The organism is Spirulina sp. 06S082, assembly GCF_034932145.1.
In the GTDB taxonomy this organism is placed as follows: domain Bacteria; phylum Cyanobacteriota; class Cyanobacteriia; order Cyanobacteriales; family Spirulinaceae; genus CCY15215.
Genome location: NZ_JAYGHV010000299.1, coordinates 1 through 16358 on the forward strand (window position 1 = coordinate 1; position 16358 = coordinate 16358).

The window sequence follows — 16358 nt, forward strand, 5'->3', positions numbered from 1 at the left end:
TTCCTATATTGTTGAGAGAAGCTGCAATTCCAGAGCGATCGCCAATTTCTCGTCGAATCTGTAAAGATTGCTGATGATATTTAATTGCTTGACTGTATTCTCCTTGAGATTGATATATATTCCCTATATTGTTGAGAGAAGATGCAATTCCAGAGCGATCGCCAATTTCTCGTCGAATCTGTAAAGATTGCTGATGATATTTAATTGCTTGACCGTATTCTCCTTGAGATTGATATATATTCCCTATATTGTTGAGAGAAGCTGCAATTCCAGAGCGATCGCCAATTTCTCGTCGAATCTGTAAAGATTGCTGATGATATTTAATTGCTTGACTATATTCTCCTTGAGAATCATATACATTCCCTATATTGTCCAATGAGTTAGATTCTTCTCCACGATTCTGAATTTCTCGTGCAATAGTTAATGATTGTTGACAAGAAATCATTGCTAATTGATAATTTCCCTGCTTATAATCGCACCATCCCAGAAGATTTATTATTCCTGCTTTCAGGCTCAAATCCTCTTTTCGAGTTGCAAATTCCAGTGAATCTTCCAGATATTGTCTTGCTTTTGTATAATTTCCTTGACTTTCATTAATAGCACCTAGTTTGTATAAAATATCACTATATTTCACAATATCTTCTTCTTTCATCTGCTGACCTGTAGGGCGATATTCCATTAAGAGTCGATGATAGTTATCTATTTTTTCTTGTTTTTCGGGTATATTTAAACTGCTAATATATCCATCAAATTTAAGTGTTTGATTTTCAACAAAATCTCTAGTTTCCTGAGTTGTTTTAAATCGAAAGATACCCGATCGCCAGTCCCAAAAATCCGGCGCAAAACGAGTTACGCGAGTCATCGCAAAATCGGGTAAAACAAATAAAACCGGATAACGCACATAAATTTTATAAGCATCGCGGACAAAATTGAGGTCTTGTAAAAAAGGCGGATAATTGCCATAAACTCCGATCGCATATTCTAAATCTCGAATCACCAAAACTGTTTTTTTGTGGGACGAAATATTGCGCTTAGGAATTTCTTCCTTTAATGCGTCTCGTAAAAATCGCAGACTGGGATCGGGAAATCGGAAAACCTCAATTTGAACTTCTTCATCTTGAAAATGCTGCTTTAGATGATTGAGTAAGATATCAACTTCCGAAGAAAAATTAACCTCGATAAACCCCAAAGTAAACTTATCTGCTTCTGCAAAATCAATAAAACTCAACAACTCTTGAAAAGGTTCTTGATTGCATTTTATAAACTCTTCTGGATCGGTTAATTTTTGTGTTGATTCCATTACGAACCTCCTCCAGCTTGAAGATTTGCCATCGCCTTTTTAAACTTCTCAATTCGCTTCACAAGGGGATTGGGATAATTCCAGCGCGTCTCCCCTTGATATTCCAAAATTGAAACATTAAATAGCATTTTCTGATAAATTTCATCCTTATCCAAATCCTTATCTCGGCAAACTTTTGCTAAGATTGGATAATGTTCGTCGGGAGTAAAACGCTCAAAATTAAACTGTTCTTGCTTTGCGACATATTCAACATCTTCTGCCATAATTTTAGCGTGTTTCCGTGTATTTGCGATCAGACACGATCGCCGCATCATTTGCATTAACTGACGCACATGACCTCCGCTTATTTTTGCTAATTCACGCAATTGTTCCCTCGACTCGAAAACCGCATCAATATCAACTCGTTTTTCAATTAATTGTTCCACTGCATTCAATCCCTTATCATCATATTCAAGATCGTTTCTATCTTGTTCAAAACGGTAAATATTAACCATTGGCATCACAGTCGGACTGCCAAAACTATTGCTAACATTTCCCGAACGAAGTACAGAAATTGGTACAGTATAGACAAGAGTACAATGTAATTCTTGAATCTGCGCTTCGTAGTCAAAAAATAAAGAATTTCCAACTTCAGGAGGCATCCGATCCATATTATCAAAAATGAGCAAGAATCCTTTTTGATATTTTCCTTCTTCCGCAAACTTATTCCTCAGTTTTTTTGTCCCATCTGCCAACAAATTATTAATATCAGTTTTCAAACGAGAAATATCTTGCTCTAAAGTTTGCCGAATCACTTTTTTGTCTTTTGAATTTGCCCGAATTTGTGCCAGCAATTTCACCAATAACTTTGCTAAAAATGGTGCATTCGCGCCTAAACTGGCCTCACCAGAAACACTAACCGATCGCTCTACAGTTTCTTCACTTTCCCGAGTGATTTCTTTGAACCAATCCTCAAAACTTGTCAAGAGGTTGTTATCAAATCTTAACCCTAATCCCCGTAATTCAAACTCAATTTGTTTGATAACAATGAGATAGAGATCGGTATAACTCACATCATTGATATCAGTTTCTTCATTAATTTCTAAATAAATAACCCGATAATATTGCCGCCATTCTCTCTCTAATCGTTTTAATTCTGTACTTTTACCGCTTCCTCGATGTCCCACAAACAAAACCGTTGTAAACTCCCCTTCATCCAGAAATTCTAATATACCGTTCATCTCATCGATCGCCTCCGTTTTGCGAACCTCCGAAAGATCGACATAATACTTATCAATATTCTCCCCTTCTAAAGGAACGACATCGCATTTGCGAAAGGCTTCTTTGAGGGTTGTAGCGCGATCTGCGGGTAGATTGGTCATAAGTACGAGAAAAGCTATTCCTTAACAATTTTACCGCGATCGCACCCCAAAAACGCGATCGCGCAAGTGTAGCCTGGGTGCAAGTAAGGGTGCAAGCATTGCACCCCTACAGTTCTGGGAATTGTTCGTTATATCAAATCCGGTTAATGGGTATAACAAGCGGGCAAGATGCCCGCACTACTGTAATTATTGAATATTATCGTAGTGGGAGCGTCTCGCTCCCTAGATTTTTAATGATAGTATTCATGCGGATTTGATATTACAATGCGATCGCCTAAACTGTGACTTTCTTTAATCTTCTCAAACGCTGTTCTCGAATATTTTGTTCTAGGCGATCGAAGAAGCACAAAAGTAAGTCGAAACCGATGACCATAAAATTGAGGGAATTTGTCCAAAAGTTTCCTCATAAAGTTTGCAACTTCTTTCCCAAGAAGTCTTTAAATTTTCTTCGTCTTCTTTACTCCGCATCCCAAAATATGGAAAATGATGTAGAAAATATCCAAAATATTGCTGGCAATCTTCTTGATATTTTTGTGTATCTAAAATATGCAAGTGCCAAAAATTATCAATGTAAGTCGATGGTACAACAGGAAGATCAGAATTTTCATAGCAAAGAACTAAAAATCTCCGATATTCTTGAGATACTTGTTGGGTAAAATCTAACGACCACCCATATCCTTCCTCCGGATCCATCGCTTTAACCATGATAAGTTCAAGATCAAGTTGATGCAAGATTTCTTGTCTCATAGTGTATTTGCCCTATTCAGATTTTGGATTTCAGAAAAACTTCTATAAACTAGAGTAACTAAAATTCTAACTTTTTTGGATAATATTTTCGTATTGAAATATTTTGTAACATTCCATGTCTGCGGGTGCAAGCATTGCATCCCTACAGTTAGGCTGAGAAATGTTCGTTACAATACGATCGCCTCTCACTCCTCCCAAATTATAGACAAATCCAACACAAAACCAGGCAGGATATCCTCTCCCTCCAGGCGATCGCAATTTTCCAAAACTTCTTTATCGCGATTCTCTCGATAGATTTCAACTTGTCGATTTTTGGGATCGATTAACCATCCCAAACGTAACCCATTTTCGATATATTCCTCCATTTTACGCTGTAGGAGAGGCAAAGAATCGCTCTTAGAACGCAATTCAATAGCAAAATCTGGACAAAATGGCAAAAACTTCTCACGCTGTTCTAAAGTTAAATTTTCCCATCTTTCTGAAGGAATCCAAGCAATACAAGGAGAACGAATTGCACCATTAGGAAGAATAAAACCTGTTGACGAAAATACTTTACCGAGACGCGATCGCCGATTCCACAATCCCAATTCTCCAATTAGAGATGCTATCCGAATTCCCTGCAACCCTCCTGAAAGCGGTAAAATGACTAATTCTCCTCGTGCAGTGCGCTCAAAATTTAACTCTTGATGAATTCTACACAGTTCGTAAAACTGGTCGTTGCTGAACTCAACAAAAGGTTGGAGATTGAGAATAATTCCCGTCATGACAGCACTTGGCTCAACTTTTCTCATTATAGCGAGTCTCCCCTGCTATAACTTCCCTCGAATTTCCCGAAACCGCGATCGCGCCCATTGCTAATTATCAAGGGATAATTGATAATTGATCGTTGATAATTGATAATTGCTGAATCTGTGTCTTTAAGTTTTCAATCCATAATTGCCCAACTCCACGAATTTTGGAGCGATCGCGGCTGTCTCATCGCTCAACCCTACGATACGGAAAAGGGTGCGGGAACCATGAGCTATCATACCTTCCTGCGGGCGATCGGTCCGGAGCCTTGGTCTGTCGCTTATATTGAACCCTGTCGTCGTCCCACGGATGGACGCTACGGGGAAAATCCCAACCGCTATCAGCATTACTATCAATATCAAGTCCTGATCAAACCTTCTCCCGATGATATTCAAGAAGTCTACCTCGACTCCCTCAAAGCCTTGGGAATTCGCCCAGAAGACCATGATATTCGCTTTGTTGAAGATAATTGGGAATCTCCCACATTAGGTGCTTGGGGAGTCGGTTGGGAAGTTTGGTTGGATGGGATGGAAATTACTCAATTTACCTATTTTCAACAGTGCGGAGGTATTGATTGTCGTCCCGTTTCTATTGAAATTACTTATGGTTTGGAACGCTTGGCGATGTATCTTCAAGATGTGGAGGCGATCGCCAAAATTCAATGGAATGAACACCTCAATTATGGCGATATTTTTCTTCAAGGTGAAATCGAACAATGTACCTACAACTTTGAGGCCTCGGACCCAGACCTTTTATTTAACTTGTTTAAACTCTACGAACAAGAAGCAAAACAATTAATCGATCGCGGTTTAGTTCTTCCCAGTCACGACTATGTATTAAAATGCTCTCACTCTTTTAACTTGCTTGATGCCAGAGGAGTTATTTCTGTCACCGAACGCACCAGTTATATCGGACGCATTCGCAATTTAGCACGTAAAGTCGCCCATTTATATTTACAACAACGAGAATTATTAGGATTTCCACTGATGAAGGAACAATGAACAAATATTAACTTCAAAGTGATTGTTTAAAATCCTCTTTCGTAAGAGTATATATCCCCAACTTGCTCAAAAAGTTCTTCAGATTGTGTTGATAGCATCTCTAAATCTTCAGGATCGATCGCTGTTTTTAAGGCTTCCATATTGCTTTTTATTTGTTGTCGATCATTTGTCAATCCTGTAACAATAGAACTAACAATCTGCCGATTATTTAACCAATTGAGAGCAACTTGAGAAATACTCAAACGATATTTTTTAGCGATTTTATCCAAGGTCAATAATAGTTCTCGAACAGCCTCCCATCCGCCATGTTGAGCAATCATATTGCTGTAGTAAAAACTGCGAGCGTGTTCTCCTTCTGAGAGGAGGAATTTAACGTTTAAAAACTTATCCGATAAAAAACCTGCCGCGAGAGAACCATAGGCAAAAATCGCAATATCTGCTTGCAAACAAAGGGCTTGTAGGGAATTTTCCAAGCGGCGATCGATGAGACTATACTGCACTTGATTGCTCTTAATCGGTGCAATTTGTAACGCTTTTTTTAACATGGGTGTATTAAAATTAGTGACACCCAAGCGAGCAATTTTACCCCGCTCTACATATTTGCTAAACTCCTCTAGAGTTGAGGTAAAATCAAGGCGAGGATCGTGCCAATGAATTTGAATACAGTCGAGGCGATCGCGCTGTAAATTGCGTAAGGCACTCTCAATTTTATTCTGAATTTGTTTAGGGGTAGGAACGCTATCAAAAAATACAGCTTTGGTAAAAATTTGGCAATCGGGTCTTCCCTTCAAACATTTTCCTAAAATCCGTTCGCTGCGTCCATAAATATCTGCTGTATCAAACCTTGTTACCCCCCAAGCAAGATAGGTATCGATCGCCCGTGCGAGATCCGTCTCTGGTGTCGCTTTCCAACTGCGATCGTCGAGTTGCCAACACCCCAAAATAAAAGAATCTGCAACACAATCGGACTTTACATTCATAGTGACCATTCTCCTAGAACAATTAATAAATGATTAGGGTGAACCGAATAAATTGAGGGGAAAATGTCCGTAAGTACCGTTAATTTCTTCTTCTTCCGATTGACAAGCAATGAGAACCCCTCGATAGTTTCCTTCATAAGCATCGAGATAATGGCTCATCTTAGCCGTATTGAACTTAATATAAACAGGAGTATCTACCGATTCGATCTCGGCGATCGCAAAAGGAACAGCATAGCCCAAAGCCTCAAGGTAATGTGCGAGAACCCGATAACCTTGAGAGGAATTGTCGGCACAAACACCCAAATTTTCCGACTCCGATCGCGTTGTCATTAAACGTATTGCTTGACGCAATTCTTCAGCCTCTGTTTCCGAAGCAGGAACCTTGGGCGTTACACCACTAAACGAGTCGAGAATCTTGCGTGCATGAGTTAGATCGGAAGTAGCATTCATTATTTAATTATTCCCCCTCGGGGGTTGGTGGTTGAAAATAGAGAGAAGATTGATACAAAATTTGCTCTTGGTGGGTTTCCAAAACGCAATGCGATCGCGCATAAGCCACGCAAGTCACGGTATAGCCCCGGTTAACTTCCGCAGGTTTGAGAAAGGTTTGCTCGCTTTGATCCACCGTCCCCTCGATTAATTGGGCAACACAGGCAGAGCATTCCCCCTGCAAACACCCCGAAGGTAAGCGAATTCCCGCCTCAGCCGCCATATCGAGGATATATTGGTCATCGGGCACCGACACCGTGCGATCTAAGCCGCGATCGCGGTTAATTAAGCGAACCTGATAAACTGCCATCAAATCGATCCCCACCCTCAAAATTCTCTCAACAAGAATAACCTCAGAACCGCTAGGATATTATTGTCTGGTTAAGTCCGTCAACTGCACACCCCCTCAAAAATCGTTATTGCCTCATTCTTATGGATTTACTCGTTCTAGAAAACATCCTTGATAATACAGCCTTTGCCATTCTTTTTATCGCCATGCTTCTCTATTGGAGCGGTGCAGCCTTTCAGAACATAACCCTTTTACCCCGTCTGGGTAGCGTAGGCATGGCGATCGCCAATCTTTGTATGGCCGCCCTTCTCGGCGCTCGTTGGTTGGAAGCAGGCTATTTCCCCCTCAGCAATCTTTACGAGTCCCTCTTCTTCCTCGCTTGGGGCATTACCGCCGTTCATTTTATCGCCGAACGTACAAGCGGTTCTACTCTCACGGGAGTCTTTACCGCCCCCCTAGCCATGGGAATTACGGCATTTGCTACCCTGACCCTCCCCTCGGATATGCAAAACTCCGCCCCCCTCGTCCCCGCCCTCAAATCCAATTGGCTGATGATGCACGTTAGCGTCATGATGTTAAGTTATGCAACGCTGATGGTGGGCGCACTACTGGCGATCGCCTTCCTCATCGTCACCCGAGGGCAAAACGTGCAGTTACAGGGCAGTTCTCTCGGTCTGGGGGATTATCGTCTCAAAACCCCCTCTCCCCCTACAGAAGAACCCGCCATCTCCTCTCCCACCTCACCGAGCCTCGCCACAGGTCAAACCGCCGTTCTCGAACGAGTCACCACAGAAACCCTCTCTCCTCCCCCCCTACTTTCGCCTCAGCGCCTCACTCTTGCGGAAACCTTAGATAACATAAGTTATCGCATTATCGGCTTGGGCTTCCCCTTATTGACCATCGGCATTATCGCCGGAGGGGTTTGGGCTAATGAAGCCTGGGGTTCTTATTGGAGTTGGGACCCGAAAGAAACTTGGGCGTTAATCACTTGGTTAGTTTTTGCCGCTTATCTCCATGCTCGCCTCACTCGCGGCTGGCAGGGTCGAAAGCCAGCTATTTTAGCTACTACAGGCTTCGCCGTGGTTTGGATTTGCTACCTCGGGGTAAACTTGTTGGGGAAAGGATTACATTCCTATGGTTGGTTTTTCTAGGTTGTTCGTTCCAAAATAGAATAAACTTTTAGCGAAAAGAAAAGAAACAAGACTGGGCAGAGATTAACCTAACCTCAACAGCCACAGCAAAATAAAACGATTAGTAAAGTAGGGTGAAACAACCGTGGATAATAAATTCGAGCCACTCGATCGCGGAGAAGTTCTCTCGGTAGAGGAATCCGTACAAATTCTCATCGGACATAGCACATTTAGAGTAGACGAGTTAGCAAAAGCGCTGAAAACTCAGTTACTCGAACACAAGATTGGCGGGCTAACTGAAGAAAAAGCCGGTTGGTTTAATGCAGAAGGGGCAGAATGTCAAGTTCTGAGATACAGTGCGGGAAACTGGCAAAGAGGAAAGGTTCGCATCAGTTTTGAGTTTTGCCCTAACGACTCCGATGAGTTTATTCCCCCTAAAACCACCACTGTTTCTACTCCTCAAACCCCTGTTGCTAGAGAGCCAATCAGTTTTAAGGAGGAAACTGTTCCGACTCCTGAAAGTTTACCGGAAGAGGCGATCGCCCAGGAGGAAGCAGAAGATTTGCTCGAGTCTGTGGAATTACCTCCAACGGATTCTTTTGCGGAAGAAACCACAACAACGGTAGAGAGTGAAGATATTCTCGAATCTGTAGATCTGCCTTTAGGAGACAGTGGCGATCGTGAGGAAGCGGCGATCGAGGAGCATGAAAACTTCCTCCCAGAGACAGAAGATATCGCAATGGATGAATTAGCTGGAGTTGAAGAAGAAGGCGATTCCATACTGTCAGATGAAACCGATGATATGTGGGCAGACAAAGAAGAACTATCAGAGCTTGCTGGCTCTTCTTTAGTAGAATCAGAAACGGAAAAACTTTGGCTTGAAGATGAAGCGGAGGAAGATATCCCTCAAGGACAACTTCAAGAAGAAAGTGAAGAAATTGATGTGGGTGGAGGATTAATTGAAAATATTTTTGATGATGATTCTGATGATTCCTTGCTTGAGGAAGAAAGCGAGGAAATTGATACGGGTGGAGGATTAATTGAAAATATTTTCGATGATGCTCCCGATGATTCCTTGCTTGAGGAAGCAAGTGCTGAATTGGGGGTTGATGAGGAGTTAGTTGAAGACATTTTTGATGATGCTCCCGATGATTCCTTACTTGAGGAAGAAAGTGCTGAACTGGGGGTTGATGAGGAGTTAGTTGAAGACATTTTTGATGATGCTCCCGATGATTCCTTACTTGAGGAAGAAAGTGCTGAATTGGGGGTTGATGAGGAGTTAGTTGAAGACATTTTTGATGATGCTCCCGATGATTCTTTGCTTGAGGAAGAAAGTGCTGAATTGGGGGTGGATGAGGAGTTAGTTGAAGACATTTTTGATGATGCTCCCGATGATGCTTTGCTTGAGGAAGCAAGTGCTGAACTGGATGATGAGGAGTTAGTTGAAGATATTTTTGATGATGACGATGACGATGAAGATGATTCCCTGTTTGAGGAAGAAAGTGCTGAACTGGATGTTCAGAAAGAGTTAGTTGAAGATATTTTTGATGATGATTCTTCTCTGAGTGGAGTAGAAGACGAAGAACTGGATATTTTTGCTGAAACCTCTGAGACAACACCTACAACTGATGTAGCAGAAACTGATATTTTTGCAGAACCTTTATCGACTCCGGTTAGCCAACCTGAAATAGACGATACACCCGATAGTATCTTTGACATCAGTGCTTTAGAGGAGGAGGAATTGAGTTTATCTGAAGATGTCTTTGCGGATGGATTAGATGAAGAGTTAGACTTAGGTGATGCTTTCGGGAGTGGCGATGAAATCGATTTATCTACCCCAGACAAAGGAAAAGAAACTAATAAAGAATTAGATTTCGATGATGAAGACGAGGATGAACTTTTTAGTAGCATTGATGACGATCTCGATTGGGGAACATCGGATGATGATGAACTCGCTCTGGGAAGTTCTTCGGAATCTAAAAATTCCGGTACAGAAAATGAGGAAGAAGAAGCTGTTTTTGCGGATATTTGGCAAGATATTGATGAATTTAGTTAACTTCAATTTTGATGATTGAGGAACCAGAAAAAAGAATAATTCAATCTGAAAGAATTATGGAAATAATGAGCAAGCAGCTTTTTTATGGTGACAATTTGGAGGTTCTACGAAAGTATATTAAGGATGAATCGGTGGATTTGTGTTATATCGATCCACCGTTTAATTCCAAGCGCAATTACAATCAAATTTATAACAATTTGGGTAAGGAAGATAGAGGGCAAGCACAAGCCTTTATAGATACTTGGACATGGGACGATCGCGCTAATCAAGGTTTAGTTGAAATTCAGGAAAATTATTTAGGAAGTTTTACTAGCCAAAGTATCGATTTAATTTCAGGTTTGGTAAAAGTTTTGGGAAAGGGGAGTTTATTGGCTTATTTGATAAGTATGACCTTAAGAATTGCAGAAATTAATCGAATTCTAAAGCCAACTGGCAGTTTTTATTTACATTGCGATCCTACTGCAAGCCATTATCTTAAAATTATTATTGATGCTATATTTTGTCCTCAAGCTGGACAATTTCAAAATGAAATTGTTTGGTGTTATTCGATTGGGGGCAAAAGTAAAGATAAATTTGGGAGAAAACATGATATAATTTTGTTTTATACTAAGGGCAAAAAATATACTTTTAATCGCAAAGGTGCTTCAATTGCGAGAAAGCAAAATTCTCACATGAAAGTAAGAACTGACTCGGAAGGGAGAGAATATCAAGAGAAAAAGAATAAAAAAACAGGAAAAATTTATCAATATTATTTAGATGAGGGTAAAATTGCTGAAGACTACTGGGTAGACATAGAAACTTTAAATAGGGAAGATAGAGAGCGTCTAGGTTATCCTACTCAAAAACCCGAAGCCCTCTTAGAAAGAATTATTAAAACCAGCAGTAATGAAGGCGATCTCATTTTAGATGCTTATTGCGGTTGCGGCACAACGATCGCGGTTGCAGAAAGATTTAATCGGGTTTGGATTGGGATTGATATGACTTATCAAAGTATTGGCTTAATCCTAAAAAGACTTGAGGATAATTTTGGTAAAAATATTCTTGATACAATTGTAACAAATGGAATCCCTAAAGATATTGAATCAGCGAAAGCCCTCGCAACCAAAAAAGACGATCGCACTCGCAAGGAATTTGAAAAATGGTCAATATTAACTTATAGTAACAATCGTGCTGTGATTAATGCCAAAAAAGGTGCAGATCGAGGGATTGATGCGATCGCCTATTTTCAGGGCGATCGCGACAGTCCAGAAAAGATTATTTTTCAGGTAAAATCCGGCAAAGTCAAGTCTGGAGATATTCGCGAGCTACAAGGTACAATGAGTCTACAGCAGGCTGAAATCGGAATTTTTATTACCCTCAATCAACCGACAAAAGATATGCTGCAAACGGCAAAATCTGCGGGAATTTATCAAAGCCGATATATGAGCCAAAGTATTGACAAAATTCAGATTATAAGCATTACAGAAATTTTAGAAGAGAAAAAACGCTTGGATATTCGTTTAGCTTTTGACGTTTTGAAATCTGCTGAAAAACAGCGAGAAACTAAAAATAAACAACTGGAATTAAAACTTTAGAATTGGTAATTGATAAGTGAACTGGACACCATTACACGCTTCCATTCAGCAAACTCTACGAAAGAGGAAACTCCTCGCAAAAAGAGATAGGATTCTTGTTGCCGTATCGGGAGGGCAGGATTCCCTTTGTTTGCTAAAATTACTGTTAGATTTACAATCAAAATGGCAATGGCAATTGGCGGTTATTCACTGCGATCACAACTGGAAAACTGATGTTGGTATTGCCGATCGCGTCGCTGAAATTGCTTGTAGTTTCGATGTGCCTTTGTATTTAAAACGTGCCGAAGGATTGCCAGAAACCGAAGCAGCCGCACGAGAATGGCGCTATCATGCTATTACAGAAGTTGCCAGAGAGCAAGGTTTCGATCGCGTTACCGTGGGACATACTCAAAGCGATCGCGCTGAAACCCTCCTCTACAACCTCATTCGCGGTGCCGGTGCCGACGGGTTACAAGCGTTAACCTGGCATCGTTTCCTCACCCCCGAAATTCACCTCATTCGCCCTTTATTGGAGGTATCGCGATCGCAAACTGGGGAATTTTGCCGAGAATTTCGGCTTCCGGTTTGGGAGGATATCCTCAATGAAGACCTCCATTATGCTCGGAATCGCCTTCGCGCTAAAGTTATTCCTTATTTAAAAGAGCATTTTAATCCTCGGACAGAAAAGAATCTCGCACAAACAGCAGAACTTTTGAGAGCAGATGTGGAGTATTTAGAAACAGAAGCGGGAAAATATTTAGAAGAGGCGATCGTTGCTGGGGAAAATTTGACCCTCGATCGCCACATCTTGCGATCGCTTCCCCTCTCCCTACAAAGACGCATTTTGCGACAATTCTTGCGGCGATCGCTGCCTAATTCTCCTGCATTTGAACAAATTGAGGCGATCGTGCATTTAATTTCTGCGCCTAACAAAAGCAGAACTTCAACGTTTCCAGGAGGATTTTTTGTTGAAGTTAATGGCGATCGCCTCATTGTATCGCATAACGGGAAAGTCAAAAGCTAGTAGACTACGAGAGTAATTCCCCAAGTCATCACGAAAAAGCCGAAGAGTTGGTAGACATTCATTGATTCCTTGAGAAATAAACGAGATACTAAAGCAACAAAGAATACTCCAGTACCTAAATTAAATGCCGCCATTTCTCCACCAGTATAGACTCCATGACCATAACGAATCGCTAAAACATTGAGAATATATTCAGGAAGGACGATCGCCCAACTGACGAGGAGGGCAAATAAAAATCCTCGGTTTCGGAATCTAATATGACCCAACCAAGCAAATGCCATCAGTAAACTTGATAAGCATAACATTAAAGGAACTAAAATCATTTTCATTGAACCTTAAACCTCAATTATTGTTTTCTCAAATGGTGCTTTTTCATCCAACGTTAGGCGATTTTCGAGTGATTAAAATCATCGCAATAATCATTAATCCAAAACCAGTTAATTTCTGTAGATTAAGCTCTTCACCCAATAAGAAGCGCGAAACAAGAGCAATACAAATAACCCCAGAACAAAGACGAAATGCTGCCATTTGCGCCCCTGTATAAAGATTATAACCTAACCGAATGGCAGAAATATTTACAAAATATTCAGGCAAAACCAGCAGCCAACAGAATAATATTGCCCAAAACAAAGGGAGTTGTTTAAATTTCAAATGTCCCAGCCAAGCTACTGTCATAATCATACTAGATGAAAAGAGCATCGCAGGCACAACAAAGAGTCGGTATCGATCGGTGAGATGATGTATTTTTTCTGTCAATAACAAATAGTTGGATTGTGGTTTTTGCACGAGATAATGTTCTCCTAGTAATTTAATCGAACAAATGTTCTTTTTCTGCCCAATACTAAGATTAAACAACAAAACACGAGAATGAACATAGGAAATTTGGCTATTTTTCGGAATTCGTGTATTATTAATGTAGTATGATGGGATCGCAACAACAAGGCGATCGCAATTTTCCCTAAAAAAGGAGCTACAACCATGACGATCCTCAAGAATATTCGCAACATCGGTATTTCCGCTCACATTGACTCAGGCAAAACGACTTTGAGCGAGCGTATTTTATTCTACACGGGAAAAATTCACAAAATCGAGGAAGTTAGAGGCGGCGGTAACGGTGCAACGATGGACTATGCAGAGTTGGAAAAACTGCATGGAATTACGATTAATTCTGCGGCAACAACTTGTTTATGGCACGACCATGAGATTAATTTAATTGATACTCCAGGTCACGTTGATTTTACCATCGAAGTCGAACGCGCTTTGCGAGTATTAGATGGTGCAGTGATGGTGCTTTGTGCCGTTGCTGGGGTGCAATCTCAATCTGTCACGGTTGACCGACAAATGAAGCGCTATCGCGTCCCTCGTTTGGCTTTTATTAACAAAATGGATCGGGCAGGTGCGAATCCTTTTAAAGTCGTTCAATCCTTGCGGGAAAAACTGAATTTGAATCCTCTTCTCCTGCAATATCCCATCGGCACAGAAGCTGAATTTGAGGGAATTATCGACCTTATTACTCTGCAAGCCTGTTACTTTTTAGGGGAGAAAGGGGAAGAATGGGTTAGAAAAGATATCCCCGATCGCCTGCACGAAGATGCCCTACAAGCACGAGACAAACTTCTCGATACCCTCTCTTTTTATTCAGAAGAGATGACTGGGTATCTACTGATGGATGAAACTGTTCCCCACGATCTAATTTGGCAGGTCATTCGCGAAGCAACTTTGCGCTTAGATATTGTTCCTGTTTTAATGGGTTCTGCCTATAAAAATAAAGGCGTTCAAAACTTGTTAGATGCGGTGACAATGTATCTGCCTTCTCCTGGCGATCGCGAAACCGTGACAGCTTTTGATATTACTCACGAACAAGAAACAAAAGTTCCTGCCGATCCCGATGCGCCTTTAGTTGCTTTAGCATTTAAGTTAACCGATGACGAATTCGGTCAGCTAACTTATCTGCGAATTTATGCCGGGACTTTACGACAAGGCGCAAAACTCCTGAATACTCGTACCCAAAAAACCGTGCGAGTGAGTCGTTTGGTACGAATGCACGCAGACGAACGCCAAGAGCTTAAGGAAGCAAATGCAGGGGCGATCGTCGCGGTGATGGGAATAGACTGCGCTTCTGGGGATACTTTGTGTTCTGAGGGTGCTAACCTGTCCTTAGAGGGAATGTTTGTCCCCGATCCGGTGATTACTCTCGCCATTACTCCGAAAACCCAAGAGGACGATCCCAAGGTTGCGAAAGCGCTACATCGCTTTGTACGAGAAGATCCTACCCTTCACGTCAGTACCGATCCCGAATCGGGAAAAACCCTGATTTCCGGGATGGGAGAACTGCATTTGGCGATTTACATCGAACGGATGCAGCAGGAGTACAATGCAGAGGTGTACGTGGGTCAACCTGCGGTTGCTTATCGGGAGACGATTACTGATAAAGCGGCTTTTGACTACCAACTGAAAAAACAATCCGGCGGCCCTGGTCAGTACGCTCATATTACTGGGGTTCTAGAACCTTGCGAGGAAGATTTTCTCTTCTGCGATCGCGTGGTGGGGGGTGCTATTCCCAAGCAATATATCCCCGCTTGCGAGAAAGGGTTCAAGGATGCGATCGTCACGGGTTATTTGCAAGGATATCCTATTGTTGGGGTCAAAGTGGTTTTGCAGGGGGGATCTTTTCATTCTGTTGACTCTAACGAAATGGCTTTTCGATCGGCTGCAAAGTTGGGTTTTGAACAAGCATTTGCAAAGGCAAAACCGGTGATGTTAGAACCCATTATGGCGGTAGAAGTGGAAACTCCTGCTGAATTTACCGGACGAATTCAAGGGAATTTACTCTCTCGTCGTGGGGTTTTAGTCGGTTCGGAAGTCATGCCCGATTATACTGTTTTACGGGCAGAAGTTCCTTTAGCTGAAATGTTTGGTTACTCAACTCAATTGCGATCTTTGTCTTCAGGAATGGCGACATTTTCGATGGAATTATCGGGCTATAAACCTCTACCGGAAGGGGTGACGATCTAGAATAAAAGGGGTGCTATGATGCGCCCCTTTTTTAAGGCGATCGCCTTCCATTAATTCATTTCAAGCAGTTTGAGGCAAAGTAATTAAAGGTTTTGGTTGTGGTAAAACTTTCTGTTCTTGCTGATATTCTTCGATTAATAACTCTAAAACTTCTTGTGCATTATTTAATGCTTCTTGATAAGTTTCACCATGAGTGTGATAAGTTTGACTGGGAAACTCTGGCAAATGAACCAAATAACAACTATTTTCATTGCTCCATTGAATGACAATTGTATAGGGTAAATTCATACTTCTTGTTCTCCTTCTTGAATGATTTTTAATTTAACTAATTTTTGATTGACTTCTTTTTCTTGATATTTTTTAGCATCATCTCCATCTTTACCAGAAAGAGTAATTGGATCGTTAGGAAGCAAAGGATGATACCAACGGGTATGGCTACCTTTCGCCGATCTGTAGATGAAACCCGCTTTTTTAAGGCGGGTTTTTAATTCTCTAATTTTTTGCGGCATTTATGAACAATTGTGCCTTGATTGTTTTATTTTACTCTAGTTGGCGATCGCGATCGCGACTTGAATTGAAGATGATCGCTGTTCTCTTTCTAACTAACCTTTCTTTCTCAAAACG

The 16358-nt window shown here is 41.2% G+C and carries 17 protein-coding genes; 6 read left to right on the forward strand and 11 right to left on the reverse strand.

The features are described from left to right. The 4 genes from VB714_RS18910 to VB714_RS18925 all read right to left on the reverse strand — a co-directional run. Window positions 1–1300: tetratricopeptide repeat protein (locus VB714_RS18910; RefSeq protein ID WP_323226217.1), on the reverse strand; the 1300-nt coding region annotated here is incomplete at its 3' end. Continuing rightward, window positions 1300–2661, reverse strand: a complete 1362-nt coding sequence (locus tag VB714_RS18915; protein ID WP_323226218.1) for a hypothetical protein — start codon at window positions 2659–2661, stop codon at window positions 1300–1302. The genes VB714_RS18910 and VB714_RS18915, both read right to left, overlap by 1 nt. 327 nt (window positions 2662–2988) lie before the next feature. Beyond that, complete coding sequence (locus VB714_RS18920; RefSeq protein WP_323226219.1) at window positions 2989–3408, reverse strand: hypothetical protein; 420 nt, start codon at window positions 3406–3408, stop codon at window positions 2989–2991. 185 nt (window positions 3409–3593) lie between these two features. Then, the gene (locus VB714_RS18925) at window positions 3594–4199 is read right to left on the reverse strand and encodes a Uma2 family endonuclease (RefSeq protein WP_323226220.1); all 606 of its coding nucleotides are present in this window, start codon (window positions 4197–4199) and stop codon (window positions 3594–3596) included. A 120-nt stretch (window positions 4200–4319) separates the two neighbouring features. Between VB714_RS18925 and glyQ the strand changes: the two genes are divergently transcribed. Then, window positions 4320–5198 carry a glycine--tRNA ligase subunit alpha gene (gene glyQ, locus VB714_RS18930; RefSeq protein WP_323226221.1) on the forward strand — a complete coding sequence of 293 codons (879 nt, stop codon included), beginning with the start codon at window positions 4320–4322 and terminating at the stop codon, window positions 5196–5198. Between the two features lie 26 nt (window positions 5199–5224). Here glyQ and VB714_RS18935 read toward each other — a convergent pair whose 3' ends face one another. The 3 genes from VB714_RS18935 to VB714_RS18945 are packed head-to-tail and all read right to left on the reverse strand — an operon-like array spanning window position 5225 to window position 6977. Further along, window positions 5225–6178, reverse strand: a complete 954-nt coding sequence (locus tag VB714_RS18935) for an aldo/keto reductase (RefSeq protein WP_323226222.1) — start codon at window positions 6176–6178, stop codon at window positions 5225–5227. 33 nt (window positions 6179–6211) lie between these two features. After that, window positions 6212–6628, reverse strand: coding sequence for a DUF1824 family protein (locus tag VB714_RS18940; protein WP_323226223.1), 417 nt, complete (start codon window positions 6626–6628; stop codon window positions 6212–6214). Window positions 6629–6635: 7 nt separating this feature from the next. Further along, window positions 6636–6977, reverse strand: a complete 342-nt coding sequence (locus VB714_RS18945) for a 2Fe-2S iron-sulfur cluster-binding protein (protein ID WP_323226224.1) — start codon at window positions 6975–6977, stop codon at window positions 6636–6638. Between the two features lie 122 nt (window positions 6978–7099). Between VB714_RS18945 and ccsB the strand changes: the two genes are divergently transcribed. The 4 genes from ccsB to tilS all read left to right on the forward strand — a co-directional run bounded on the left by ccsB (window position 7100) and on the right by tilS (window position 12719). Further along, window positions 7100–8107 (forward strand): c-type cytochrome biogenesis protein CcsB, encoded by a 1008-nt coding sequence (gene ccsB, locus VB714_RS18950; RefSeq protein ID WP_323226225.1) that lies wholly within the window; start codon window positions 7100–7102, stop codon window positions 8105–8107. A 124-nt stretch (window positions 8108–8231) separates the two neighbouring features. Continuing rightward, a complete protein-coding gene (locus tag VB714_RS18955; protein ID WP_323226226.1) occupies window positions 8232–10142 on the forward strand; it encodes a KGK domain-containing protein in 1911 nt (636 codons plus the stop codon). Window positions 10143–10207: 65 nt separating this feature from the next. Continuing rightward, window positions 10208–11716: a DNA methyltransferase gene (locus VB714_RS18960; RefSeq protein WP_323226227.1), complete on the forward strand. Its 1509-nt coding sequence runs from the start codon at window positions 10208–10210 to the stop codon at window positions 11714–11716. Window positions 11717–11732: 16 nt separating this feature from the next. Next, window positions 11733–12719: a tRNA lysidine(34) synthetase TilS gene (gene tilS / locus VB714_RS18965; protein ID WP_323226228.1), complete on the forward strand. Its 987-nt coding sequence runs from the start codon at window positions 11733–11735 to the stop codon at window positions 12717–12719. On the opposite strand, the gene VB714_RS18970 is transcribed toward tilS, so the two are convergent. Both VB714_RS18970 and VB714_RS18975 read right to left on the reverse strand, forming a co-directional pair. After that, entirely contained in the window at window positions 12716–13048 is a 333-nt protein-coding gene (locus tag VB714_RS18970) for a DMT family protein (protein WP_323226229.1), read from the reverse strand. The genes tilS and VB714_RS18970 overlap by 4 nt on opposite strands. A gap of 43 nt (window positions 13049–13091) precedes the next feature. Next, complete coding sequence (locus VB714_RS18975) at window positions 13092–13505, reverse strand: DMT family protein (RefSeq protein WP_323226230.1); 414 nt, start codon at window positions 13503–13505, stop codon at window positions 13092–13094. 192 nt (window positions 13506–13697) lie between these two features. Between VB714_RS18975 and fusA the strand changes: the two genes are divergently transcribed. After that, window positions 13698–15734: an elongation factor G gene (gene fusA, locus VB714_RS18980; protein WP_323226231.1), complete on the forward strand. Its 2037-nt coding sequence runs from the start codon at window positions 13698–13700 to the stop codon at window positions 15732–15734. Window positions 15735–15794: 60 nt separating this feature from the next. On the opposite strand, the gene VB714_RS18985 is transcribed toward fusA, so the two are convergent. Together VB714_RS18985 and VB714_RS18990 are read right to left on the reverse strand one after the other, a co-directional pair. Further along, the gene (locus tag VB714_RS18985; protein WP_323226232.1) at window positions 15795–16022 is read right to left on the reverse strand and encodes a type II toxin-antitoxin system HicB family antitoxin; all 228 of its coding nucleotides are present in this window, start codon (window positions 16020–16022) and stop codon (window positions 15795–15797) included. Beyond that, a complete protein-coding gene (locus VB714_RS18990; RefSeq protein WP_323226233.1) occupies window positions 16019–16243 on the reverse strand; it encodes a type II toxin-antitoxin system HicA family toxin in 225 nt (74 codons plus the stop codon). The genes VB714_RS18985 and VB714_RS18990 overlap by 4 nt, the downstream gene beginning before the upstream one ends. Between the last annotated feature and the right edge of the window lie 115 nt (window positions 16244–16358).